Below are 22,281 nucleotides of genomic sequence, written 5' to 3' on the forward strand. Positions count from 1 at the left end.
TGATGCGCCGCCCGGTCTTGCGACCGGGCGGCGTTTTCATGTCGTCTTTCCATGGTTGCAGCCGCGCCCGCGACGGGTCAGAACCGGGCCATGACCGACACGCGGATCCATGACGCCACCACCGGCGAGGAAGTCCCCTCCTCCCGCGCACCCCAGCAGGAGCTGTCCGAGGCGCTGATGGCCTCGCCCGAGCGCTTCTTTAACCGCGAGATTTCCTGGCTGGCCTTCAACAGCCGCGTTTTGGAAGAGGCCGCCAACCCGGGCCACCCGCTGCTGGAACGGCTGCGCTTCCTGTCCATCTCGGCCAATAATCTGGACGAGTTCTTCATGACCCGCGTCGCCGGGCTGAAGGGACAGGTGCGCGAGCGGGTACGCGTCGTTTCGGCCGACGGTCTGACCCCTGCCGAGGCCCTGGAGAAGGTCAGCACGGCAGCCGGAGCCTTGATGGACGAGCAGCAGCTACGCTGGCGTCAGTTGCGCAAGGAAATGGCGCATGCCGGGATCGAGGTGGTCGATGCCGACAAGATCACCAAGACCGAGCGCGAGCGGCTGGAGCCAGAGTTCCTGAACCAGCTCTTTGCCGTTCTGACGCCCATGGCCATCGATCCGGCGCACCCGTTTCCCTTTCTGCCCAACCTCGGTTTCTCGCTGGCCTTGAAGCTGAAACGGAGGCGGGACAACCGGACCCTGTATGCCCTGGTGCCCGTTCCAGCCCAGGTGAAGCGGTTCTGGCCGCTGGCCACCGACGGGCGCTCCACTCCCGGCCGCAGCCGCTATCTCACGCTGGAGAGCCTGCTGACGCTCTTCATCGACCACCTTTTCCCCGGCTGTGACGTGCTGGAGCGCGGGGTCTTTCGCCTGATCCGCGACAGCGACATCGAGATCGAGGAAGAGGCCGAAGACCTGGTCATGGAGTTCGAGGAGGCGTTGAAGCAGCGACGCATGGGCTCGGTCGTGCGCATCAAGATCGAGGCGTCCATGCCCGACGACCTGCGCACCTTCATCACCGACGAACTGGATGCGGCTCCCCAGGACGTCGTGATTGTGGATGGCATGCTGGGTCTGGCCCAAGTCTCGGACCTGATCGCCGGTGGCCATCCGGACCTGAAGTTCAAGGGCTATGAGCCCCGCTACCCGGAGCGGGTACGCGACAACGGCGGCGACATCTTCGCGGCGATCCGCGAGAAGGACATGCTGATCCACCACCCGTTCGAGAGCTTCGACGTGGTGGTCCAGTTCCTGCGCCAGGCCGCGCGCGACCCGAACGTCATCGCCATCAAGCAGACCCTGTACCGGACCTCCAAGGACAGCCCGATCGTCGCGGCCCTGATCGAGGCGGCCGAGAATGGCAAGAACGTCACCGCCCTGGTCGAGATCAAGGCACGCTTCGACGAGGAGGCCAATCTGCGCTGGGCCCGGGCCATGGAGCGGGCGGGCGTCCACGTCGTCTTCGGCTTCGTGGAGTACAAGACCCACGCCAAGCTGAGCGTGGTGGTCCGGCGCGAGGCGGATGCCCTGCGCACCTACTGCCACTTCGGCACCGGCAACTATCACCCGGTGACGGCGCGGGTTTACACCGACCTGTCGCTGTTCTCCTGCAATCCGATCCTGGCGCGCGATGCCTCGCGGGTGTTCAACTACATCACCGGCTATGCCCAGCCGGACGAGCTGGAGGCGCTGGTCGTCTCGCCGCTGAACATGAAGTCGACCCTCATCGACCTGATCGGCAAGGAAATGGCCGCTGCCGCCAAGGGCAAGCCTGCCGCCATCTGGGCCAAGATGAACTCCCTGGTCGATCCGGAAGTCATCGACGCCCTGTACCGCGCCAGCCAGTGGGGGGTGCGGATCGAACTGGTGATCCGCGGCATCTGCTGTCTGCGCCCCGGCGTGCCGGGCCTCAGCGACAACATCCGGGTCAAGTCGATCGTCGGACGATTCCTGGAGCACAGCCGCATCGTCGCCTTCGCCAACGGCCGCGACCTGCCGCACGACAAGGCCAAGCTGTTCATCTCCTCGGCCGACTGGATGAACCGCAATCTGGACCGTCGGGTCGAACTGATGACACCGGTCCTGAACGCCACGGTCCACGACCAGGTGCTGGATCAGATCATGGTCGCCAATCTGAAGGACGACATCCAGAGCTGGGTGCTGGAGCCGGACGGGGCCTATCGCAGAGTCCAGCCTGCGGATGCGGAACACGGCTTCTCGGCACACAAATACTTCATGACCAACCCCAGCCTGTCGGGACGGGGCCGCAAGGTGAAAACCCGGCCGCAGAACCTCAGCTATACCCCCACGCGGAAGAAGCGTTGATGATCGACGCCCTGTCGTCTGCCCTCGGCGCGCCGCAAGACGTCGCCGCCGTCGATATCGGCTCCAACTCGGTGCGTCTGGTGCTGTACCGGCTGGAAGGCCGGGCCATCTGGACCGTGTTCAACGAAAAGGTCCTGGCCGGGCTGGGGCGCGACCTGTCGACCACCGGCAAACTTTCCGTCACCGGAGCGGCCCAGTCCCTGACGGCGCTCAAGAGATTCGCCGCCGTCATCGAAGCGGTGCAGCCCGCCCATGTCTTCGTCGCCGCTACCGCCGCCGTGCGTGAGGCCAAGGATGGCCAGGCCTTCTGCGATCAGGTCGCCGCCGAGACGGGGCTTCAGGTCCGCGTCCTGTCGGGCGAGGACGAAGCTCGGTATGCCGCGCTGGGCGTCCTGGCCGGCATACCCGATGCAAAAGGTGTCTCGGCCGACCTCGGCGGGGCCAGTCTGGAGCTGACCCGCATCGGCGATGGTCAGGTGCAGCGCGGCGTAACCCTGCCGCTGGGGCCGTTCTCCCTGGCCGATCCGGCCGGGTTCGATGCCGAGCGGGTCCGCGACCTGATCGCCAAACGGCTGAAGGCCGCGCCCGATTTCAGCACCGACACCCTGTATGCGGTCGGCGGGGCTTGGCGGACGCTGGCCCAGGTGCACATGTCGCATGCCCGCTACCCGCTGAAGGTCGTGCATCAGTACGAGCTGGCGGCCACCGACGCCCGCGACATCGCGCGCCTGGTGTCGCGTTCATCGAAGGCTTCGCTGGAGGCCTGGCCCGGTCTGTCGAAAAAACGGGCCGAGACCCTGCCCTATGCCGCCCTGGTGCTGGACGGCCTGATCGAAAGGCTGGGGCTGAAGCGAATCGTGCTGTCGGCCTGGGGCGTGCGCGAGGGCCTGCTGTTCGAGGCGCTGGAGCCAGACGTCGCCGCTGACGATCCCCTGCTGGCAGGCTGCACCTCCCTGGGCGTGCGTCAGGGGATATCGCCTGCCCTGCCAGGCGTGCTGCACGCCTGGGTCCAGCCGTTGCTCGACACCCTGCCCGTCGCCTTCAGCGCGGAGCGGGACGTGGTCCTGGCCGATGCCGCCTGCCGCGTCGCCGACATCGGGGCCCGGCTTCATGTCGATCACCGCGTCGAACTGGCCTTCGATCAGGTTCTGCGCGCGCCCGTGCCCGGACAGACCCATGCCGAGCGGGCCTGGCTGGCAACCGCGATCAACGCCCGATATGGCGGCGGAGCGTCCACCCCCCAGCCGGCGATCATCGACCGCCTGCTGAGCGAGGATCAACGCCGCAAGGCTCGAACCCTGGGTATCGCCATCCGCCTGGCCTGCGACCTGTCGGGCCGGTCTCCCAGCCTGTTGGTCAATGTGCGAGCCGCCGTCGAGGACGGTCATCTGATCCTCAGCGCATCGGACGGCTATGCGCACGCCTTGCTGGGCGAGCAGACCCGCAAGCGCGGCAAAGCCCTGGCAGAGATCATGGGGCTGAAACTGGATATCCGCAGCGACGGCTGACGATCAGGGCAGGTGTGCGAATACCCGCAGCCAGCCCTGGGCCTGCCCCATGTCGATCAGTTCGAAGATCGGCAGGGCCAGCAGGAAGACCAGGCCGTCGCGGATCGTCAGCAGGAAGAAGGCCGGTCGAATGGTCAGCTCGCGCTCGTCGCGCCACAGCGAGAAACGCGGCCCGAACCGCGGCACACGGGCCCTGTAAGCCGCATAGACCGCCCCGAATTCGCGCGACAGAAAGGCTTCCTCGCGCTGGACTGTGAGCAGGAAGACCAGAAACGCCGCCACGACGAACAGGCCGGCGATGGTCAGGCTGCCCGTCTGGGCCCCCATGCCGAATGCGCCGAAGAAGCTGAACACATAGAGCGGATTGCGGCTGATCGAATACGGCCCGCGATCCACGATCTCGGCTTTCTTGCGCCCGCCGATATAGAGCGAGCACCAGGCGCGACCGACGATCGACAAAATGATCGCACCAAGGCCGATGGCCTCCACGGTCTCGTGCCAGCTGCCATCAACCCCGCCGATCGACTGGGTGACGATCGACAGGCCTATCAACGCCAGCAGGGCGACCAGAATGGCCCCCTTGCGCACTCTCTGAACCGTCTGGATGTCAAGCAAGGGCGCGGTGGTCATCGGGCGTATCTCCTGATGGGGAAACAGCGCTCAAATCCTGGCCTTATCAAGCCCGATCTTTGCGACCGAAACGCGCTCGCGATCAGCGGTTCAGGGCCGTATCCAACGCCCGAAACGAGGCGATCGCCAGCTCTGTCGAGCTGATGAACACCGACGGCGTGATCCGCTCAAAGTCGTCGGACGGGCGGTGATAGTCGGGGTGATAGTTCACACCCAGATACAGGAACGGCAGTTGCGCCCGATAGAAGGGGCCGTGGTCCGACGCCTCGACCCAGTTATCCGCACCCAGGTCCTGGGGCGTGTCCTTGCCGAAGGCCAGTGACACCGCGCCATTGGCGGAGATGCCCTCCAGAATCGGACGGAACGACGGGTTCTGATAGGTGCCGGTGACCCACAGCTTGCCGTCCGTTTCGGCCCGCGCCGTCATGTCGAAGTTCAGGTTCATCGCGATGGAGGTCAGAGGCACGGGCGGGGCCTCGACGAAATGCTTGGCCCCCAGCAGGCCGTGTTCCTCTCCGTCGAAGCCGACGATCAGCACGCTGTGCTCCGGGGCCTGGCGCTTCAGATCGGCGGCCAGGGCCAGCATGGTGGCAACGCCCGAGGCATTGTCGTCGGCCCCGTTGTAGATCAGGCCTTCCTGGGTACCGACGTGGTCATAATGGGCTGTGACCACGATGTATTTGTCCGTCACCCGCGTGCCGGGGATCAGACCAATGACATTGATGCCGTTCCAGGCCTTGCCACGGTTCTGGGCCTCCCAAGGCTGGAACCGGCCGACCGGCGGGGCAACGACGCCCAGCGCATCCAGCCTGCCGACGATATATTCCCGCGCCATCTGCCCGCCCGCCGAGCCCGTGTCGCGCCCGCCCATGTCGTCAGCCGACAGGATGCGGATGTCGTCCAGCGCCTGCTGCTGCCAGGCGGTCGTGACGGGCACGACCGCGACCGGCGTGTCCGTGCTCGACATAGAGCCGCACCCTGCCAACAGCAGGGCTACCGCGACGGGTGCCGCAGTCAAAAGACGGATTTTCCGGGACGGGACGAAACGCATGTCGGCTCCTTGATCAGGGCGCGACGCTAGCGGGACCGGCGGCGCGTGTCAGATGAACTCCCTGTCATGATCCATCGTCTGTCAAAAGGGGCAGCGCCCCCTTCATGCGGAACGTGTCGATGCTAGAAGACCTCTGCTGTCAGGAGGCCCTGCGATTCCATGTCCGACCCCGCCCCCGAAACCCAGATTGATACCCTGACCGAGGCCGAAGCGGCTGCCGAGCTGGCCCGCCTGACCGCCGAGCTGGCGCATCATGACGCCCTGTATCACACCGACGACGCGCCCGAGATTTCGGACGCCGACTATGACGCCCTGAAGCAACGCGCCCTGGCCATCGAGGCGCGTTTCCCGGCCCTGACCACCGAGGCCAGCCCGTCCCAGGCTGTGGGGGCCGCCGTTTCCACCCAGTTCGCACCCGTTAGGCACGGCGTGCCCATGCTGTCGCTGGACAATGCCTTCGATGAGGGTGAGGTACGCGACTTCGTGGCCCGCATTGCCCGGTTCCTGAAGCTGCCGGGCGACGAGGCCATCGCCTTCGTGGCCGAGCCCAAGATCGACGGCCTGTCCGCCAGCCTGCTGTACATCGACGGCGAACTCAGCGTCGGGGCCACGCGCGGCGACGGCAGGACGGGCGAGGACGTCACCGATAATCTGAAGACGCTCGGCGAGGCCAACATACCCCTGCGGCTTCACGGCACCGATTGGCCTGCGCGGGTGGAGGTCCGGGGCGAGGTCTATGCCCCGACCGACGCCTTCGACGCCTTCAATGCGGCCGCCGAGGCGGAAGGCCGGCGCACCTATGCCAATCCGCGCAACTTCGCCGCCGGGTCGCTGCGCCAGAAGAACCCGAAGATCACTGCCGGTCGCCCATTGAACTTCTTCGCCTATGCCTGGGGCGAGCATTCCGACGACTTTGCCGACACCCAGTCAGGCGCTCTGGAGGCGCTGAAGGCCTGGGGCTTTCGGGTCAATGTTCGCTCGCAGCGGGTCGAAGGGGCCGAGGGGCTGATCGGCGTTTACCGCGAACTGGAGCGGGACCGCGCCACCTTGGGCTATGACATTGACGGGGTGGTCTACAAGGTCGATCGCCTGGACTGGCAGCAGCGTCTGGGCTTCGTCGCGCGCAGCCCGCGCTGGGCTATCGCGCACAAGTTTCCGGCGCAGCAGGCGACCACCGTGCTGGAGGGGATCGACATCCAGGTCGGCCGTACCGGCTCCTTGACCCCTGTCGCGCGACTGCACCCCGTCACCGTGGGCGGCGTCGTGGTGCGCAATGCCACCCTGCACAATGAGGACGAGATCGCGCGCAAGGACGTGCGGATCGGCGACACCGTCACCCTGCAACGCGCAGGGGATGTCATCCCCCAGATCGTGGGCGTCGTGCTGGACCGCCGCTCCGCCGACGCCGCGCCATACGTCTTTCCAACACACTGTCCCGTCTGTGGCTCGGAGGCCGTGCGCGAGGGGGATGAGGTGCGCAGGCGCTGCACCGGCGGCCTGATCTGCGATGCCCAGATCGTCGAGCGGCTGAAGCATTTCGTCGGTCGGCGGGCCTTCGATATCGAGGGGCTCGGCGAGAAGCAGTTGATCGCCTTCCACGAGCGCGGCTGGATCAGGGAGCCCGCCGACATCTTCCGCCTGGCCCGGGACGAGACCAAGCTGGGAACCCTGCGCAATGAGGACGGCTACGGCGAAACCAGCGTCCGCAATCTGGTTGCGGGCATCCAGGCGCGGCGCATCATCGCGCTGGACCGGCTGATCTTCGGCCTGGGCATCCGCGACATCGGCGAGCAGACGTCGCTGCTGCTGTCCCGCCATTTTGGAAGTTGGGTCGCGTTCGAGGTGGCGTGTCTGGAGGCGGCGTCTGGCCTGCCCTCGCCGGAGTGGACTCAGTTGTCGCTTGCACCCGGCATCTCTACGCGGGTGATGATGACGCTGGCCGAGGCGCGTCTGGGCAACAGCGATCCGTGGCCAGAGGCACCGCTGGACCAGAAGATCGCGCTGGCCCTGCCCGGCCTCGCCACCCCTGCCCGCCGGGCCGTCGCCGCCCTCGCCCCCGACTGGTCAGCGATCGTGCGTCTGGCGCAGATTGCCCGCACCGAAGGTCCGTCGCCGACGTTGGGCGAGATTGCGGGCATCACCGGCGTCGGCCCCGTCGCGGCGCGTGCACTGGCCGACTTCTTCCACGAGCCGCACAATCGCACGGTCGTTGCGGCCCTGATCGCGGAACTGCACACGGTCGAGGACGCCGAACGGCCGAAATCCGACACCCCTGTCGCCGGAAAAATCGTCGTCTTCACCGGTGCCCTGGAACGCTTCACCCGCGACGAGGCCAAGGCGCGTGCCGAAAGCCTAGGGGCCAAGGTGTCGGGCTCAGTGTCGAAGAAGACCGACTATCTGGTGGCGGGTCCCGGTGCCGGTTCCAAACTGGCCGATGCGCAGAAGCACGGGGTCAAGGTTCTGACCGAGGATGAGTGGCTGGCGCTCATTTCCTGATCTCCTTCCCCATCGCCAGGCGGCTAAAAGGCGAGGACACGATTTTACCGGTTCAGCGCCGCCCGACCCGCAGGGGCGTAGCGATCGCCAGACGCCGCGTCCTTCGGGAACACCGCTTCGATCCGCGCCAGGTCTTCGGCCGTCAGCACGATATCCGCCGCCGCCGCATTGTCTTCCAGCGTCGATATCCGCCGCGTCCCGGGGATCGGCACCAGATGCGGCCCTTGGGCAAGCACCCAGGCCAGGGCCAGTTGCGCCGCCGTGACGCCCTTGTCCGCAGCGATGGCTCCGACAGCCGTCACCAGGTCCAGGTTCTTCTGGAAGTTCTCGCCCATGAAGCGTGGGTTGGTGCGCCGAAAGTCGTCGGCGGCCAGGTCGTCGATGGACTTGATCTCGCCGGACAGGAAGCCACGCCCCAGGGGGCTGTAGGGCACGAAGCCGATGCCCAGTTCGTCGACCGTCGCCAGGATTTCATCCTCCGGCTCGCGGCTCCACAGCGAATATTCCGTCTGCAGGGCGGTGATCGGGTGGGTGGCATGGGCCTTGCGGATCGTCTCGGGCGCGGCCTCGGAAAGGCCCAGGAAGCGGACCTTGCCCTCCTTCACCAGTTCGCCCATCGCGCCGACCGTCTCTTCGATCGGCGTGTTCGGATCGACGCGGTGAAGATAATACAGATCAATGTGATCCATGTTCAGCCGCTTCAGGCTGCCCTCGATCGCCCGGCGGACATTAGCGGGCGACCCATCGACCGTCAGCGCCGTGCGCTCTGCATTGTAGCCGATACCGAATTTGGTGGCGACGAAGGCCTTGTCGCGTCGATCCGCCAGCGCCTTGCCGACCTGGTTCTCATTGGTGTGCGGCCCGTACATCTCGGCCGTGTCGAACAGGGTAATGCCCAGATCGAGCGCGCGATGGATCACCGCCGTCGCCTGCGCCTCGTCCGACGCCTGGCCATAGAAGGCGGCCATGCCCATGCAGCCCAGTCCGATGGCCGAGACCTCGGGACCGCTCCGGCCCAGTGTGCGGGTTTTCATGGGGCGCTCTCCTGATGTGATGGAACTGACGACAGCTCCGTCAGCGCCTCTTCAGATGAGCACCGCCCCGGATCAGTTCAAGGGCTCGCACTGCCCCTTCAGCCATGCCAGCGCCGCCTCGTCCTTCTGCACGCCATCGGCCAGCAGCGGCCCGACCTTGGCCAGCACCTCGGCGTGATAGGCGTCAATATAAGCCCGCTCCTCGGCCGTCAGCAGCGCCACATCAATCAGCCTGCGATCCAGCGGAGCCAGCGTCAGTTGCTCGAAGCCGTGCATGGGCCGCTCCCCGCCCGGGATCGGTTGGGGTTCGGTCACCACCTGCAAGGTCTCGATGCGGATGCCCCAGTGGCCCTCGCGGTAGAAGCCTGGCTCGTTGGACAGGATCATGCCGGTCAGTAGTGGCTGACTGTTTACATAGGGCGCAATCCGCTGCGGCCCCTCGTGCACGCCCAGATAGGAGCCGACGCCGTGACCCGTGCCGTGGTCGTAGTCGAAGCCGGCGTTCCAGAGCGGCTGGCGCGCGATGGCGTCCAGCTGATGACCCGTCGTCCCGGCGGGAAAGCGTATGACGGCCATGGCAATGTGGGCCTTCAGCACCAGGGTGTACATCCGCCGCTGGTCCGGCGTGCCCTCGCCGATGGCCATGGTCCGGGTCACATCGGTGGTGCCGTCCAGATATTGGCCCCCGCCGTCAACCAGCAGGAGGCTGCCCTGCTCCATCTTGCGGATCTTGGCCCCGACCGGCTTGTAGTGCGGCAGGGCCCCGTTGCCGCCGACACCCGCGATGGTGTCGAAGGACAGGTCCTTCAGCATGCCCGTCGCCTCGCGGAAGCCCTCCAGCGCCTCGACCACGCCGCGCTCGTCCGGCAGTTCGACCTGGGCCACCGTATCGACCCAGTGCAGGAAGCGCGTCAGGGCCGCGCCGTCGCGGATGTGCGCCTGACGACTGCCCTCGATCTCGACTTCGTTTTTCTGGGCACGCGGCAGGGCGCAAGGGTCCATACCGCGCACGATGGTGGCTCCCGCCGCCTCCAGCCGGTCGAAATACCAGGCCGAGGACACCGCCGGATCGATCAGCACCTTCTGGCCGGACAGGCCGTCCAGCGCAGCGGGCAGAGCATCGTGTGACTCCAACGCCACCGCATCGCCCAGCCAGCCGGGCAATTCATTGGTCACCTTGGCCGGATCCAAGAAGACGGTGGCGGTGCCGTCAGCCTTCACCACCGCCTGTCCGAGCGGCAGGGGCGTGCGGATCACGTCGCCACCGCGAATGTTGAACAGCCAGGCCAGCGATGACGGCGAGGTCAAAACCGCAACGTCCGCGCCCTTGGCCGCAATCGCCTGACCAATGCGGGCGCGCTTGGAGGCGGCGCTCTCGCCGGAGTAGCGGTCCCCGTGAGGTACCACAGGGGCCTGCGGCTGGGCGGGGCGGTCTGCGCCCCAGGCCAGATCGATCGGATTGGCCTCAACGGGCTTGAGCGTCGCGCCGGCCTTTTCGACTGCCGACCGCAGATTGGCCAGGGCATCGGGGCTGTGTAGGCGCGGGTCATAGCCGATGATCGAACCGGCCGGAACGCCTTCCAGCCACGTCGTCAGCTTGTGCAACTCGACTCGTTCGAACAGCGCCTCGTCCGTCTGGGCCTTGACCTGCACCGTATAGCGGCCGTCGACGAAGACCGCCGCCCGGTCCATCAGCACGGCTCCTGCCCCAGCCGAACCAGTGAAGCCGCTGACCCAGGCCAGTCGCTCGTTGGCGTCGGGCAGATATTCGTTCTGATGCTCGTCCTCGTGCGGGACCAGCAGGCCGTCGAGGCCCTGTTTCTTCATCTCTGCCCGCAGCAGCGGCAGGTGTTTCGCCCCGAAGGACGGATCGGTCGTTTCGTCGAAGGTCTGGCGCATCGGGGCTCCTTACGCGTTTGACTTGCGCAGCTGCAGCGCGCTCCAGGCATCGTGATGGATGGTCTGCTCGACCACAAAGCCCAGCGGGCGATAGGCGTCCAGCACCCGCTCCTCCTGCGTCCGCAACAGGCCCGACAGGATGGCCACGCCGCCCGGCTTCAACGCGTTGGCGATGTCGGGAGCCAGCTCGACCAGGGGCGCGGCCAAGATGTTGGCGAAGACCAGATCGTACGGCAGATGCTGCGCGATCCGCCCATCGTCCAGGCCGCTGGCGAAATAGAAGTCGCATTTCGCATCGTTGATCGCGGCATTCTCGTTGGCGATACGGGCCGAGGGCTCGTCGATGTCGGTGCCGACGGCGACGGGTGAACCCGTCTTCGCCGCCGCGATGGCCAACACGCCGGTGCCGCAGCCGACATCCAGCACCTTGTCGAACGTCTCGGTCTCCAGCAGGCGGTCGAACGCTTCCAGACAGCCCACCGTCGTGCCGTGGTGGCCCGTGCCGAAAGCGGCACCGGCGTCGATCTTCAGATTCACACGGCCCTCAGGCACCTTGCCCTGGTCATGGGCCCCGTAGACGAAGAACCGCCCGGCCTCGACCGGCGGCAGACCCGACAGCGACATGGCCAGCCAGTCGGCGTCGGCCAGGACCTCTACCTCGACCGTCAGCGCCTCATGCGCGCGCAGGCCCGCCTCCATGCTGCGGGCCTCCTCCTCGGTCGTCGGATAGCCGTCGATGCGCCAGACGTCCTTGTCCTCATCCTCTTCCAGAATGGAGTAGGTCGCGCCCTCCAGAAGGACGTCGGCGTCCAGCGCCTCTGCTGCGGTTTCGGCCGCGGCGCGGGGGCCCCGGGCGATAATCTGAACTGGGCTGTATGACATTCAAAAACACCGCTATCATGACGACTCGGGACACGCGCTGGCGTGCTCTCTCGCGCCAGCATCAATCAATCGCACCGAGGGGTCGGGGAATTCATGGCTAAATCACCGTCTACGCCGAGCACGGCAAAACCGAAACCGGCGGCGACCGCCGCTTCCAAGCCTAAAGCGGCCGCAAAGTCGAGTGCTGTAAAGGCCGCCGCGCCGAAACCTGCAACCAAGACTGCCGTCGCCAAGCCTCCCGTCGCTGCCAAACCCGCTGCCAAGGCGACCGCGCCGAAAGCCGCCACGGCCAAGCCAGCGACCAAGGCCCCGGTCGCAAAAGCGGCACCTGCGAAGACATCGGCGGCCAAGCCCGCCGCCGCCAAGTCTCCGGCTGCCAAGCCGGCCACCAAGACCGTCGCGCCGGCAAAGGCTGCCGCTCCCAAGCCTGCTGCAAAGTCCGCAGCGAAGGCCCCGGCTGTAAAGCCCGCCGCCAAGGCAGCATCCACAGCCAAGCCTGCCGCCGCCAAACCTGCCGCAGCGCCCAAGCCAGCAGCGGCTGTGGCTCCCAAGGCTTCACCAACTCCCGTCACGGCGCCCGAGGCACCCGTGGCGGCTGCTGCGACGCCAGCCCCCGTTTCCGCACCGGCACCCAAGCCCGCCGCAGCTACAGCGCCCTCACCTGCTCCGGCCAAGGCCGAGGAGAAAGGCTTTTTCGCCAAGCTCCGCGATCTGATCGTCGGGAAGAAGTAGGGCGAGACCCGAATTGAAAAAGCGCCGGTGGATCGCTCCACCGGCGCTTTTTTCACGCCCGTTTGCAGGCGCAGCCGATCAGTCGGCCGGCAGGTCCTCGGCCAGAATCGCCATTTCGAACATGAAGCTGCCGGCCTCGTCCTCGTCTTCAAAGACGACACCGATAAACTCGTCACCGACGTAGACCTCGCAGGAATCGTTGGGCTTGCCGCGCGGCTTCAGGATGATGCCGCCCGTGTTGAAAGTGCGCTTCAGATGCGCCTCGACGCGCTTCATGTCGGCGGTGTTCATGGTGGACCTCGTCTGAAAATCGTTGGCGCGGAACCTAGAGGCGTCGAGGCCTCAGGGAAACCCCTAGATCAGCCCGCTGAGCGGCGAACTGGCGCTGGCATACATGCGTTTGGGCATGCGCCCGGCCAGATAGGCCTGGCGGCCGGCTATGACAGCGTGCTTCATGGCGCTGGCCATCAGGATGGGATCCTTCGCCGCCGCGATGGCCGTATTGGCGATCAGGGCATCACAGCCCAGTTCCATGGCGATAGTTGCGTCCGAGGCCGTGCCCACACCCGCATCGACCAGAACCGGCACGGTCGCCGCCTCGACGATCAGACGAATATTGACCCGGTTCTGGATGCCCAGGCCCGAGCCGATGGGGCTGGCGGCCGGCATGACGGCCGCGGCCCCCGCCTCCTCCAGCCGCTTGGCCATGACCACGTCGTCGGTGCAATAGACCATGACGTCGAACCCGTCCTTGACCAGGATATCCAGCGACCGCAGCGTCTCGATCATGTCGGGATACAGGTGCGCACTGTTTGACAGGACCTCCAGCTTGACCAGGTTCCACCCGCCCGCCTCGCGCGCCAGCCGCAGCGTCCGCACCGCCTCCTCGCCCGTGAAACACCCCGCCGTATTGGGCAGGAAGGTAAACCGCTCCGGGCTGACATGATCGACCAGCATCGGCTGGCCGGGGTCCGACAGATTCACCCGCCGCACCGCTACGGTCACGATCTCCGCCCCCGCCGCCTCGGCCGCGGCAGCGTTCTGGGCATAGTCGGCATATTTGCCGGTGCCCACGATCAGGCGCGAAGAAAAGGTGCGACCGGCGACGGTCCAGGTGTCGGGAGCTTGGGTCATGGCCGTTGACCTAGTCCGATCAGGACGACGGGAAAACCCACGTCACCGCTTTTGATCGCTCATCCGCCACCCACGAACTGAACCAGTTCTATCCGGTCCCCTTCCGCCAGCGCCGTCGTCGCGTGCAACGAACGGGGCACGATCTCCAGATTGCGCTCCACCGCCACCTTGCGGACGTCCAGTCCGAGGGCCTCGACAAGCTCCAGAATCGTCCGCGCTGACACTTCGCGCGTATCTCCGTTGACTTGAATGCGCATACCGTTACGTCAATCCGTTCATCGTCGCGCTTTGACCCGCGCGGTCCGTCAGTTAAAAGGCCGCCCGATTCATCGGCGTCCAGCGCCCGGAGCTCATGCCCCAAACGTCCGTCATCTACGTCCTGAACGGCCCCAACCTCAACCTGCTCGGGGTTCGGGAGCCGGATATCTATGGGCATGAGACGCTGGCCGACATCGAAACCCTGTGCGTCGACGCCGCCCAGGGAGCCGAGATCGTCTTTCGCCAGACCAATCACGAGGGCGAACTGATCGACTGGGTGCAGGAAGCACGCGACAAGGCATCGGCTCTGGTGCTGAACGCCGCCGGCTATACCCACACCTCCGTCGCCCTGCTGGACGCGCTGAAGACCCTGACGATCCCGATCGTCGAATGCCACCTGTCGAACCCGGCGGCGCGCGAGCGTTTCCGGCAACGATCCTATGTTTCGCCGGTCGCCACCGGCATCATTTCGGGTTTCGGCCCGAGCAGCTACGAACTGGCCGTCAAGGCCGCCCTCGGTCTGGTGCAGGAACGCAGCCAGGTCGAAGACCGTTCGGTTTAAAGGACAGAGAGAGGCTCACATGGCCGATTCCAAGACCCCCGCTCCCAAGCTCAAGAACGACGCCGAGATTGACACCGCCCTGGTGCGGCAACTGGCCGATATCCTGAACGACACAGACCTGACCGAAATCGAGGTCGAACGCGGCGACCTGCACATCCGCGTCGCGCGTGAAGTGACAGTGGCGGCTCCGGTGCAATATGCCGCTGCCCCCGCCTATGCGCCTCAGGCTCCTGCCGCAGCCCCGGCAGCGGCTGCGCCTGTCGCCGCCATGCCTTCTGACCCCGCCACCATCGTCGCCAAGTCGGGCGAAGAGGTGAAGTCGCCGATGGTCGGCACCGCCTACCTGCAGGCCTCGCCCGAGGCTCCGCCCTTCGTCCAGGCCGGCGATACGGTCAAGAAGGGCCAGACCCTGCTGATCGTCGAGGCCATGAAGACGATGAACCCGATCCAGGCCCCCCGCGACGGCGTCGTGGTCGAGGTTCTGGTCGGCGACGCCCAGCCCGTCGAGTTCGGCGAACCCCTCGTCCTGCTGCAAGCCTGAGGCGGGACGCATGTTCACCAAGGTCCTGATCGCCAACCGCGGCGAGATCGCACTGCGCATCCACCGCGCGTGCAAGGAGATGGGCATCTCCACCGTCGCCGTGCACTCCGAGGCCGACCGCGGGGCCATGTGGGTGCGCCTGGCCGACGAAAGCGTCTGCATCGGCCCGGCACCGGCGGCCAAATCCTATCTGAACATCCCCTCGATTATCGCGGCGGCCGAGATCACCGGGGCCCAAGCCATCCACCCCGGCTATGGCTTTCTGTCGGAGAACGCTCGCTTCGCCGAGATCGTCGAGGCCCACGGCATGACCTTCATCGGGCCCAAGCCCGAGCACATCCGGGTCATGGGCGACAAGATCACCGCCAAACAGACCGTCATGGACGCCGGCATCCCCGTCGTGCCTGGCTCGGCCGGTGAGGTCGAGACCGTCGAGGCCGCCATCGAGGCGTCAAAGTCCATCGGCTTTCCCCTGATCGTCAAGGCCTCCGCCGGTGGCGGCGGGCGCGGCATGAAGGTCGCCCTGACCGCCGACGATCTGGTCGAGGCCGTCCAGACCGCCCAGTCCGAAGCCCTCGCCGCCTTCGGCAATGGCGCCGTCTATATGGAGCGCTACCTCCAGAAACCCCGCCACATCGAGCTTCAGGTCATCGCCGACAGCCACGGCAACGTCGTCCACCTGGGCGAGCGCGACTGCTCCCTGCAACGCCGCCACCAGAAGATTCTGGAAGAAGCCCCCTCGCCCGCCCTGTCGGCCGCGGAACGCACCGCCATCGGCGAAACGGTCAACAAAGCCATCGCCGCCATCGGCTATCTGGGCGTCGGCACGATCGAGTTCCTGTGGGAGGACGGCGAGTTCTTCTTCATCGAGATGAACACCCGCCTGCAGGTCGAGCATCCGGTGACAGAAATGATCACCGGCGTCGATCTGGTGCGCGAACAGATCCGCATCGCCGCCGGCCTGCCCCTGTCCTTTACCCAGGCGGATGTGAAGTTCACCGGCCATTCGATCGAATGCCGCATCAATGCCGAGAACCCCGAGACCTTCACCCCCTCGCCCGGCAAGATCACCGACTTCCACGCCCCCGGCGGCCTGGGCGTGCGGCTGGATAGCGCCATCTACGCCGGCTATTCGATCCCGCCCTATTACGACAGCCTGATCGGCAAGCTGATCGTCTATGGCCGCGACCGCGAAGAGTGCATCGCGCGCCTGAAGCGATCGCTGAACGAGATGGTCATCGGCGGCATCGACACCACCATTCCCCTGTTCCAGAAGCTGCTGGCCGAGCCCGACATCCTGTCCGGCGACTATGACATCCACTGGCTGGAGCAATGGGCGGCGCGGCAGAAGGCGACGGCCTAGGGCTGGTGAACGACCCCGGCTTCAGTGCCAGCAGCCCCTTCGGAGCCTTCGGGCCGGACGAACTGCTGCACTGCTATGCCACGGGCGTCTTTCCGATGGGCGAGGCGCGAGATGACCCGCGCATCTTCCTGGTCGAGCCGGAGCAGCGCGGCGTCATTCCGCTGGATGCCTTCCACATCCCGGCCCGACTGCGCCGAACGGTGCGCAGCGAGACCTTCACGGTCCGTGTCGACACAGCCTTCGACGCCGTCGTCGATGCCTGCGCCGCCTCTGCCGCCGGACGTGAAGACAGCTGGATCAACGCCCCGATCCGCCGCCTGTACGTCGCGCTGAACGCACGCAGTCAGGCCCACTCCATCGAATGCTGGCAAGACGAGCGGCTCGTAGGTGGCCTGTATGGCGTGACCCTGGGCGGGGCCTTCTTCGGCGAGAGCATGTTCAGCTTGGAACGCGATGCATCCAAGGTGGCCCTGGTGCATCTGGTGGCACGGCTGAAGCGCGGGGGCTGGCGGTTGCTGGATACCCAGTTCCTGACCACTCATCTGGCCCAGTTCGGCGCGGTCGAGACGCCCCAGGCCGACTATCTGAAACAGCTCGCGCCCGCCCTGACCGTCAGACCCAACAGCCGCAGCCTGTTCGAGCCCATGTCAGGCCAGGCCGCAGTCTTCTATGCCTTGCAGCCGACGATCCAGGCATCATAAAGCGGATGCTGCAGGCTGCTGACCGCCGGTGAAGACGCAAACATCCAGCCGCGGAAAATCTCGCGCCGTTCGCCCTGCATCACGCCGCGCGGTTGCAGACTGACATCCAGATAGGCGATGGCATCCGCCACCTGCTCGTCGCCGGCAGAAACCTCACAGGCGCGGGCCGAGATGATCAGGGCCTTCTCGAAGCGCACAGGACGACCGCCGACCTCAACCTCGAACCGCATGGAGCGGGCCGTGATCTTGTCGATCGCCTCGACAATGGCAACGCGGCGACGCTGGCGACGCAGTGGCTCGGTGGGTGTGGTTACCGTAGGGGTCGGAGCGACCTCTGCGACCTCTTCCTCGACAGCTTCGTCAATCGGGGGCGCAACGATTACGACAGGCTCAACGGGGACCGCCGCCGGTGTGTCTGGCGACACAGGTGCCGTCTGAGCAGGTGGTGTGCTGGGCGGTGTCTGCTGTCTGTTCAGATCGGCAGTGGTGGCCTGGACCGGCACGGCATCCTGCGGCAGGTCGTTCAGGGCCGAGGCAAGAACGCCACCCGAGACCAGCATGGCCCCCGCCGTCACACCCGCCAGGATCAGCCCGCGCGGGTTCATTCCGGTGTCCAGGCCTCATAGTCGCCGGTCGCGGCCGGGCGTTTGCCGTCAGCGGCCAGCGACCCCTGCGGCTTCCAGGCCATGGGCGTACCGGTCAGATTGGGAACGTGATCCAGTTCCCAGCGCTGCCGGGCCAGCGGGGCCACGGTCGGCGGCTCATCCAGTGTGTAGTGGAGCCAGCCGTGCCAGTCGGGCGAGACCTTCGAAGCGTCAGCATAACCGCTGTAGGTTACCCAACGTCGGCGGCGGCCGTCATAGCTGGAGTTGTCGCGAGACTGGTAATAGCGGCTGCCGAACTCATCCTCACCGATGAATTCGCCACGCTTGGCGATAGTGAACCAAGTCCCGATGGTCTGGCCACTGGTCCAGCCGAAAATCTTGCCTAGCACGTCAGGAAATCCACTCGTGATCCGTCCCGGCGAACCGCCAGCGACAGGATGCAGCATAGAAAAAACCGGCTGCTGCGTCCAGCCGGGACATCCGCATGTCAAACTCAACATCTTGGGGGTAACCCGCAGGATCATGACTACATTTATTGCCCACAGACGCCGGCGGCGGTTAGGCTGAGGCTCCGGCCACCCGCGGACGTCCCATGCCCTTTTCACTCACCGCCCTCTATGGACAGCAAGTGTGGGATCGTCGTGTTCTGGAGCGATCCGATGCGGTGACCATTGTCCATGCTCCAGCAGCGTGGAGCGATGCCCAAGTAGAGGCCTGGCTAGATTGGGCCGCCAACGCCGGTATCGAGCCCAGCAATGATGTGGCGCAGAGCCTGTCGGCCTATGTGGACGCTCTGAAGCCGAACACCTCCGACCGCGCGACTTTGCTAGGTTCGCTGCGCCTTGGCCTGGCAACCCCGGCCTTTCCCAAAGCTATAGCCGACCAGATGTACGATCTGTCCGACACTGCCAGTCTGGCGGCGTTGTCGAGCGAAACGGCCACGCGTCGATCTCTGCGACTCGTGCCGCGTGCGATCGAGGCCATTTCGGCTGCACTTTTGCGAGTCAGTGAAGCGGTGGACCGCTGTGAAGGGCCACGTGCGGATTGTGCCGATCCGGCGCGCAATCCGGCCCTCGCACGAGCGGCCGCTCAGGCGCGCCTGGCAGGAGCCAGAGATATCGATATCATCAGGGCGGCAGCCGGCGAGCGGATCACCGTAACGGCTCCACAGGTCGTCAATCGACCTGCGCCGATCATCGCCCTGGCCGACCGTGACATGATCGCCTCGGGCGCCCCGGTCTGCACAGAGACCGCGCGGCTGATGGCAGAGGACGACCTGATCGTCGTCTTCGATCGGGGGCTGGGCAGGTCCCTGATCGAAGCGTCACGAGGACCCGGTCTGCTCATCTCTCTGACGGCGATAAGGGCTTTGGCGGGTGACGACGTGCATGCGGCCCTGGCTTTGGTCGCAGGAGCATGGGCGCGGGCTTTGACCGACAAGAAACAGGCTCTGATCATTGCCTTGGGCGGGCTCGCAGACCTGGCGCTGATTTCAGACGGCGGACCCGACGTCGTGGCCCAGATAGCCGACACGCTTCGCAAGGCCTGCGGCAAGGACCAGCGGCTTGATATCGTCATCGACGATACGGAGGCTCAGCTTCGCCTCGGCCTGTCGCCTTTTGCAGCCACCGAGGTCTGGCAAACTCAGGATGGCGAGGTCGAGAGGCGTCTGCGCACTTCGATCGCCAACGCCATTGAACGAGCGGGCGGTGATGTCGAGTCTGCAGAGCGTCACCTGTTCGGGCACCGAACACTCGTCAACGCCCCCGACATTGATCATGCGGCACTTCGGGCCGTCGGCTTCACCGATATAGAACTCGACGCCGTCGAAACGGCGCTGCTCGCAGTCGATACCTTGTCCGATGCCTTGCGGGCACCTGTGCTCGATCAAGGCTTTATGCGTGACGTTCTGGGAACCACGCTTGAAGGACTCGACCTGCTGGAGCACCTCGGGTTCGATCAGACAGCGATGGAGCAGGCAGACCACTGGGCGTTTGGTCACGCCGATCTTGCGAGCTGGGATGTGGCCCCCGAAGCCGTCCGGGATGCGCTTGTAAGCCCACGCGATTACGAGTCCCGTCTGACGGCTGACCTTCTGAACGCTATGGGCGCACCCGATACACGAGCCGTCGATCTGGACTGGACGACGTCTCTAGATCAGATGGCGGGATATCTGGCTGATGCTGCCCGCAAAGGAGCCTTGGCCACACGGTTCAGACGTGCCGATCCGCCCGCCGACTTCATTCTCCCGCTGCCCGCTCTGGACGAGCGCCCTCGCCGGGACGAGGCTCCCGTGCCGTCACCCGCAACCTCCGAACGCGTTATCGAGAAGGTGATCGAGCGCGACCGTACCAGGCGTAAACTGCCTGACCGTCGCAAGGGCTACATCCAGAAAGCCTCCGTCGGAGGCCATAAGGTCTATATCCACACCGGTGAGTACGACGACGGAGAACTGGGCGAAATCTTCATCGACATGCACAAGGAAGGGGCCGCCTTCCGAAGCCTGATGAACAACTTCGCCATCGCCATCTCCATCGGGCTGCAATACGGCGTCCCGCTGGACGAGTTCGTGGACGCCTTTGTGTTCACGCGGTTCGAACCGGCTGGGCGGGTTACCGGTAACGATTCTATCGGTTCTGCGACGTCGATCCTGGACTACATCTTCCGGGAACTGGGTGTGTCCTATCTGGACCGTCGCGAACTGGCCAATGCCGACGCTGAGCCTCTGGATGCTGACGGCCTGGGGTCGGGCAAGGCTGACGAACTGGTCCCCGCCGCCCGCTTCATTTCGAAAGGCTTCGCGCGGGGTGCCGCGCCCGACAATCTGGTCGTTCTGCCTTTCGGTCAAAAGCGAGACAGGGCAGCGCAGGATGTGTCCGTTCGCCAGAAAGCGGCCTGCCCGGCTTGCGGCGACCTGGCACTGCGTGAACACGGCGAGGGATGGGTCTGCGAAACCTGCGGCGCGGCACCATCCATGCAGGGCTGACGCCCGTGCAGGCTTGATCAAGGATTGTGTGTCAGTCTGCGCCACGTAGCGACCCGGAGCCTGCCATGAAGCCGATCCTGACCACTCTCGCCGTGCTGGCTGCCCTTGCTGTTGCGGTCCCCGTCAGCGCCCAGAATGCCGGGCAGATTGCCCGTGTGCGCGCAGGTTCGTCGTGCAGTGGCTGCAATCTCTTCCAGGGAAACTTTTCGGGTCTTGAGGCCAGCGGCCTGAACCTGGCTGGCGCGCGTCTGCGGCAGTCGGACTTCAGTGCGGCCGTCATGATCCGAACCCGCTTTTCCAACGCGGACCTGCGAGATGTCGAGGCCTATGGTGGCGTCTTCTCCAGTTCCAGCTTTTCGGGAGCGAACCTGACCAACGCCAACTTTGTCGGTGCCTATCTGGATGGAGCCAACTTCTCTGGCGCGACGCTGACCGGGGTCAATCTTTCGGGTGCGACGCTGATGCGCGCAACAGGCCTGAGCCAGGCACGGCTCAACCAGGCCTGCGGCGACGAGACGACAAGGCTGCCGCGCGGCATGACGATCCCACAGTGCTAGCGACACCGCACGGACACGTATGCGGCGACGACCTTACCGCGATTTAAGTAGGGTGTCCGGGCATTTGGGGGCATTACAAGGCGTGTTCCAGATCAACCGCCCCCTTCCCCGTCGCCTGACCGCCGCCCTCGGAGGTGCTGCGGCTGTGTGGGCGATCGCGGGTGCCGCATCGGCCGAAGTGACGCTTTATCTGCAGTTTCAGGATCGTGATGTGGCGCGGATGGTGTCGCTGGGCGGATCGTGCAGCCGCTGCGAACTGTCGGGACGGGATCTGACCGGAGCGGCCTTTACAGGTGCCAACTTCCTGAATGCGACTCTGGTCGGGGCCAATTTGCGCGGGGCCGAACTGGTAGGCTCCAATTTTTCAGGCAGCGACTTCAGCCGGGCCGATCTGAGCGGTGCAGAGATGGTCGGGGCCAACTTTACCGGCGCCAACTTTACCTCGGCCAATCTGAGCGGCGTCGAAGCCATCGGGGCCACCCTGGTCCGGGCGCGGTTCGCGTCGGCCAATCTGACGGGCGCAGAGCTGAACGGGGCGAACCTGAACGGCGCGGTTTTGACAAATGCGTCGCTCAGCGGCGTTGAGGCCAACGGCGCGACCTTGGCAAATGTCAGCGCGCGGTCGGCCAACTTCACCGGGGCCGAGATTGCCATGTCGAACCTGTCAAACGGCGACTTTCGCAATGTAGACTTCCGCGGCGCGACCCTGAACGGGGCGCGGCTGACCGGGGGGCAGTTCACCGGAGCCAACTTCAGCGATGTGGAGTTCAACCGCACCGATATTCGCGGGACCAATCTGGTCGGGGCGCGCGGACTGAACCAGGACCAGATCGGCCGGGCCTGCGGTGATGCCTCAACGCGGCTGCCAGGTGGTCTGACGGCTCGGGCCTGTCGCGGCGTGACCCTGAGAATCGAAACCCCCAGGCCGCCTGCGCCGCCGGTGCCGCCCCGGTCTCGCAACTTCATGGTCGCCAGCGGCAACTGAATGAAAAGGCCCCGTCGTTGGCGGGGCCTTTTTGGTGGCGTCCG

Annotated in this window: 21 protein-coding genes; 10 read left to right on the plus strand and 11 right to left on the minus strand. The window is 65.7% G+C overall.

The annotated features are described in order from the left end of the window. The first annotated feature begins 90 nt into the window (after positions 1 to 90). On the plus strand, positions 91 to 2,313 hold the full coding sequence (locus WC585_RS00130; protein ID WP_373255464.1) for an RNA degradosome polyphosphate kinase: 2,223 nt from the start codon (positions 91 to 93) through the stop codon (positions 2,311 to 2,313). Beyond that, on the plus strand, positions 2,313 to 3,821 hold the full coding sequence (locus tag WC585_RS00135; RefSeq protein ID WP_373255466.1) for a Ppx/GppA family phosphatase: 1,509 nt from the start codon (positions 2,313 to 2,315) through the stop codon (positions 3,819 to 3,821). Before WC585_RS00130 ends, WC585_RS00135 begins: the two co-directional genes overlap by 1 nt. Positions 3,822 to 3,824: 3 nt before the next feature. Here the strand turns inward: WC585_RS00135 and WC585_RS00140 are convergent, their stop codons facing one another. Next, positions 3,825 to 4,451 carry an isoprenylcysteine carboxylmethyltransferase family protein gene (locus WC585_RS00140; protein WP_373255467.1) on the minus strand — a complete coding sequence of 209 codons (627 nt, stop codon included), beginning with the start codon at positions 4,449 to 4,451 and terminating at the stop codon, positions 3,825 to 3,827. A gap of 82 nt (positions 4,452 to 4,533) precedes the next feature. Continuing rightward, entirely contained in the window at positions 4,534 to 5,502 is a 969-nt protein-coding gene (locus tag WC585_RS00145) for a M28 family peptidase (RefSeq protein WP_373255469.1), read from the minus strand. A 159-nt stretch (positions 5,503 to 5,661) separates the two neighbouring features. On the opposite strand from WC585_RS00145, the gene ligA reads away from it, so the two are divergent. Further along, complete coding sequence (ligA, locus tag WC585_RS00150; RefSeq protein ID WP_373255471.1) at positions 5,662 to 7,998, plus strand: NAD-dependent DNA ligase LigA; 2,337 nt, start codon at positions 5,662 to 5,664, stop codon at positions 7,996 to 7,998. Positions 7,999 to 8,042: 44 nt separating this feature from the next. On the opposite strand, the gene WC585_RS00155 is transcribed toward ligA, so the two are convergent. The 7 genes from WC585_RS00155 to thiS form a co-directional block, all read right to left on the minus strand. Beyond that, positions 8,043 to 9,032 carry an aldo/keto reductase gene (locus WC585_RS00155; RefSeq protein WP_373255472.1) on the minus strand — a complete coding sequence of 330 codons (990 nt, stop codon included), beginning with the start codon at positions 9,030 to 9,032 and terminating at the stop codon, positions 8,043 to 8,045. A gap of 72 nt (positions 9,033 to 9,104) precedes the next feature. Further along, positions 9,105 to 10,931: an aminopeptidase P family protein gene (locus WC585_RS00160; RefSeq protein WP_373255475.1), complete on the minus strand. Its 1,827-nt coding sequence runs from the start codon at positions 10,929 to 10,931 to the stop codon at positions 9,105 to 9,107. 9 nt (positions 10,932 to 10,940) lie between these two features. Further along, positions 10,941 to 11,813, minus strand: coding sequence for a 50S ribosomal protein L11 methyltransferase (locus tag WC585_RS00165; RefSeq protein WP_373255477.1), 873 nt, complete (start codon positions 11,811 to 11,813; stop codon positions 10,941 to 10,943). Between the two features lie 65 nt (positions 11,814 to 11,878). Further along, a complete protein-coding gene (locus WC585_RS00170) occupies positions 11,879 to 12,514 on the minus strand; it encodes a hypothetical protein (RefSeq protein WP_373255480.1) in 636 nt (211 codons plus the stop codon). Positions 12,515 to 12,623: 109 nt separating this feature from the next. After that, a complete protein-coding gene (locus tag WC585_RS00175) occupies positions 12,624 to 12,836 on the minus strand; it encodes a DUF3126 family protein (RefSeq protein ID WP_373255482.1) in 213 nt (70 codons plus the stop codon). 63 nt (positions 12,837 to 12,899) lie between these two features. Continuing rightward, positions 12,900 to 13,679, minus strand: a complete 780-nt coding sequence (locus WC585_RS00180) for a thiazole synthase (RefSeq protein ID WP_373255485.1) — start codon at positions 13,677 to 13,679, stop codon at positions 12,900 to 12,902. Between the two features lie 59 nt (positions 13,680 to 13,738). Beyond that, a complete protein-coding gene (thiS, locus tag WC585_RS00185) occupies positions 13,739 to 13,936 on the minus strand; it encodes a sulfur carrier protein ThiS (RefSeq protein WP_296168578.1) in 198 nt (65 codons plus the stop codon). A 95-nt stretch (positions 13,937 to 14,031) separates the two neighbouring features. Between thiS and aroQ the strand changes: the two genes are divergently transcribed. The 4 genes from aroQ to aat are packed head-to-tail and all read left to right on the plus strand — an operon-like array spanning position 14,032 to position 17,104. Further along, positions 14,032 to 14,499, plus strand: coding sequence for a type II 3-dehydroquinate dehydratase (gene aroQ, locus WC585_RS00190; protein WP_373255487.1), 468 nt, complete (start codon positions 14,032 to 14,034; stop codon positions 14,497 to 14,499). A 19-nt stretch (positions 14,500 to 14,518) separates the two neighbouring features. Beyond that, positions 14,519 to 15,040 (plus strand): acetyl-CoA carboxylase biotin carboxyl carrier protein, encoded by a 522-nt coding sequence (gene accB / locus WC585_RS00195; protein WP_373255491.1) that lies wholly within the window; start codon positions 14,519 to 14,521, stop codon positions 15,038 to 15,040. A 10-nt stretch (positions 15,041 to 15,050) separates the two neighbouring features. Further along, on the plus strand, positions 15,051 to 16,403 hold the full coding sequence (gene accC, locus WC585_RS00200; protein WP_373255494.1) for an acetyl-CoA carboxylase biotin carboxylase subunit: 1,353 nt from the start codon (positions 15,051 to 15,053) through the stop codon (positions 16,401 to 16,403). After that, a complete protein-coding gene (gene aat, locus WC585_RS00205; RefSeq protein WP_373255496.1) occupies positions 16,373 to 17,104 on the plus strand; it encodes a leucyl/phenylalanyl-tRNA--protein transferase in 732 nt (243 codons plus the stop codon). Before accC ends, aat begins: the two co-directional genes overlap by 31 nt. On the opposite strand, the gene WC585_RS00210 is transcribed toward aat, so the two are convergent. Both WC585_RS00210 and WC585_RS00215 read right to left on the minus strand, forming a co-directional pair. Next, the gene (locus WC585_RS00210; RefSeq protein WP_373255498.1) at positions 17,071 to 17,709 is read right to left on the minus strand and encodes a DUF2155 domain-containing protein; all 639 of its coding nucleotides are present in this window, start codon (positions 17,707 to 17,709) and stop codon (positions 17,071 to 17,073) included. The genes aat and WC585_RS00210 overlap by 34 nt on opposite strands. Further along, positions 17,706 to 18,098: an NADH:ubiquinone oxidoreductase subunit NDUFA12 gene (locus WC585_RS00215; RefSeq protein WP_373255501.1), complete on the minus strand. Its 393-nt coding sequence runs from the start codon at positions 18,096 to 18,098 to the stop codon at positions 17,706 to 17,708. The genes WC585_RS00210 and WC585_RS00215 overlap by 4 nt, the downstream gene beginning before the upstream one ends. Before the next feature lie 203 nt (positions 18,099 to 18,301). Here WC585_RS00215 and WC585_RS00220 point away from each other — a divergent pair, with 203 nt between their 5' ends. The 3 genes from WC585_RS00220 to WC585_RS00230 all read left to right on the plus strand — a co-directional run bounded on the left by WC585_RS00220 (position 18,302) and on the right by WC585_RS00230 (position 22,237). Then, positions 18,302 to 20,695, plus strand: coding sequence for a TSCPD domain-containing protein (locus WC585_RS00220; RefSeq protein WP_373255504.1), 2,394 nt, complete (start codon positions 18,302 to 18,304; stop codon positions 20,693 to 20,695). Between the two features lie 65 nt (positions 20,696 to 20,760). Next, positions 20,761 to 21,252 (plus strand): pentapeptide repeat-containing protein, encoded by a 492-nt coding sequence (locus WC585_RS00225; RefSeq protein ID WP_373255507.1) that lies wholly within the window; start codon positions 20,761 to 20,763, stop codon positions 21,250 to 21,252. Between the two features lie 82 nt (positions 21,253 to 21,334). Beyond that, the gene (locus tag WC585_RS00230; RefSeq protein WP_373255509.1) at positions 21,335 to 22,237 is read left to right on the plus strand and encodes a pentapeptide repeat-containing protein; all 903 of its coding nucleotides are present in this window, start codon (positions 21,335 to 21,337) and stop codon (positions 22,235 to 22,237) included. The last annotated feature ends 44 nt before the right edge of the window (positions 22,238 to 22,281 follow it).

It is taken from the genome of Brevundimonas sp. (genome assembly GCF_041648055.1).
Taxonomy (GTDB): domain Bacteria; phylum Pseudomonadota; class Alphaproteobacteria; order Caulobacterales; family Caulobacteraceae; genus Brevundimonas.

Bases quoted from the DNA above. Each gene is read 5' to 3' on its own strand.
- WC585_RS00130 (WP_373255464.1), top strand. From the start codon at position 91: ATGACCGACACGCGGATCCATGACGCCACCACCGGCGAGGAAGTCCCC.
- WC585_RS00135 (WP_373255466.1), top strand. From the start codon at position 2,313: ATGATCGACGCCCTGTCGTCTGCCCTCGGCGCGCCGCAAGACGTCGCC.
- WC585_RS00140 (WP_373255467.1), bottom strand. From the start codon at position 4,451: ATGACCACCGCGCCCTTGCTTGACATCCAGACGGTTCAGAGAGTGCGC.
- WC585_RS00145 (WP_373255469.1), bottom strand. From the start codon at position 5,502: ATGCGTTTCGTCCCGTCCCGGAAAATCCGTCTTTTGACTGCGGCACCC.
- ligA (WP_373255471.1), top strand. From the start codon at position 5,662: ATGTCCGACCCCGCCCCCGAAACCCAGATTGATACCCTGACCGAGGCC.
- WC585_RS00155 (WP_373255472.1), bottom strand. From the start codon at position 9,032: ATGAAAACCCGCACACTGGGCCGGAGCGGTCCCGAGGTCTCGGCCATC.
- WC585_RS00160 (WP_373255475.1), bottom strand. From the start codon at position 10,931: ATGCGCCAGACCTTCGACGAAACGACCGATCCGTCCTTCGGGGCGAAA.
- WC585_RS00165 (WP_373255477.1), bottom strand. From the start codon at position 11,813: ATGTCATACAGCCCAGTTCAGATTATCGCCCGGGGCCCCCGCGCCGCG.
- WC585_RS00175 (WP_373255482.1), bottom strand. From the start codon at position 12,836: ATGAACACCGCCGACATGAAGCGCGTCGAGGCGCATCTGAAGCGCACT.
- WC585_RS00180 (WP_373255485.1), bottom strand. From the start codon at position 13,679: ATGACCCAAGCTCCCGACACCTGGACCGTCGCCGGTCGCACCTTTTCT.
- thiS (WP_296168578.1), bottom strand. From the start codon at position 13,936: ATGCGCATTCAAGTCAACGGAGATACGCGCGAAGTGTCAGCGCGGACG.
- aroQ (WP_373255487.1), top strand. From the start codon at position 14,032: ATGCCCCAAACGTCCGTCATCTACGTCCTGAACGGCCCCAACCTCAAC.
- accB (WP_373255491.1), top strand. From the start codon at position 14,519: ATGGCCGATTCCAAGACCCCCGCTCCCAAGCTCAAGAACGACGCCGAG.
- accC (WP_373255494.1), top strand. From the start codon at position 15,051: ATGTTCACCAAGGTCCTGATCGCCAACCGCGGCGAGATCGCACTGCGC.
- aat (WP_373255496.1), top strand. From the start codon at position 16,373: ATGGGCGGCGCGGCAGAAGGCGACGGCCTAGGGCTGGTGAACGACCCC.
- WC585_RS00210 (WP_373255498.1), bottom strand. From the start codon at position 17,709: ATGAACCCGCGCGGGCTGATCCTGGCGGGTGTGACGGCGGGGGCCATG.
- WC585_RS00220 (WP_373255504.1), top strand. From the start codon at position 18,302: ATGCCCTTTTCACTCACCGCCCTCTATGGACAGCAAGTGTGGGATCGT.
- WC585_RS00225 (WP_373255507.1), top strand. From the start codon at position 20,761: ATGAAGCCGATCCTGACCACTCTCGCCGTGCTGGCTGCCCTTGCTGTT.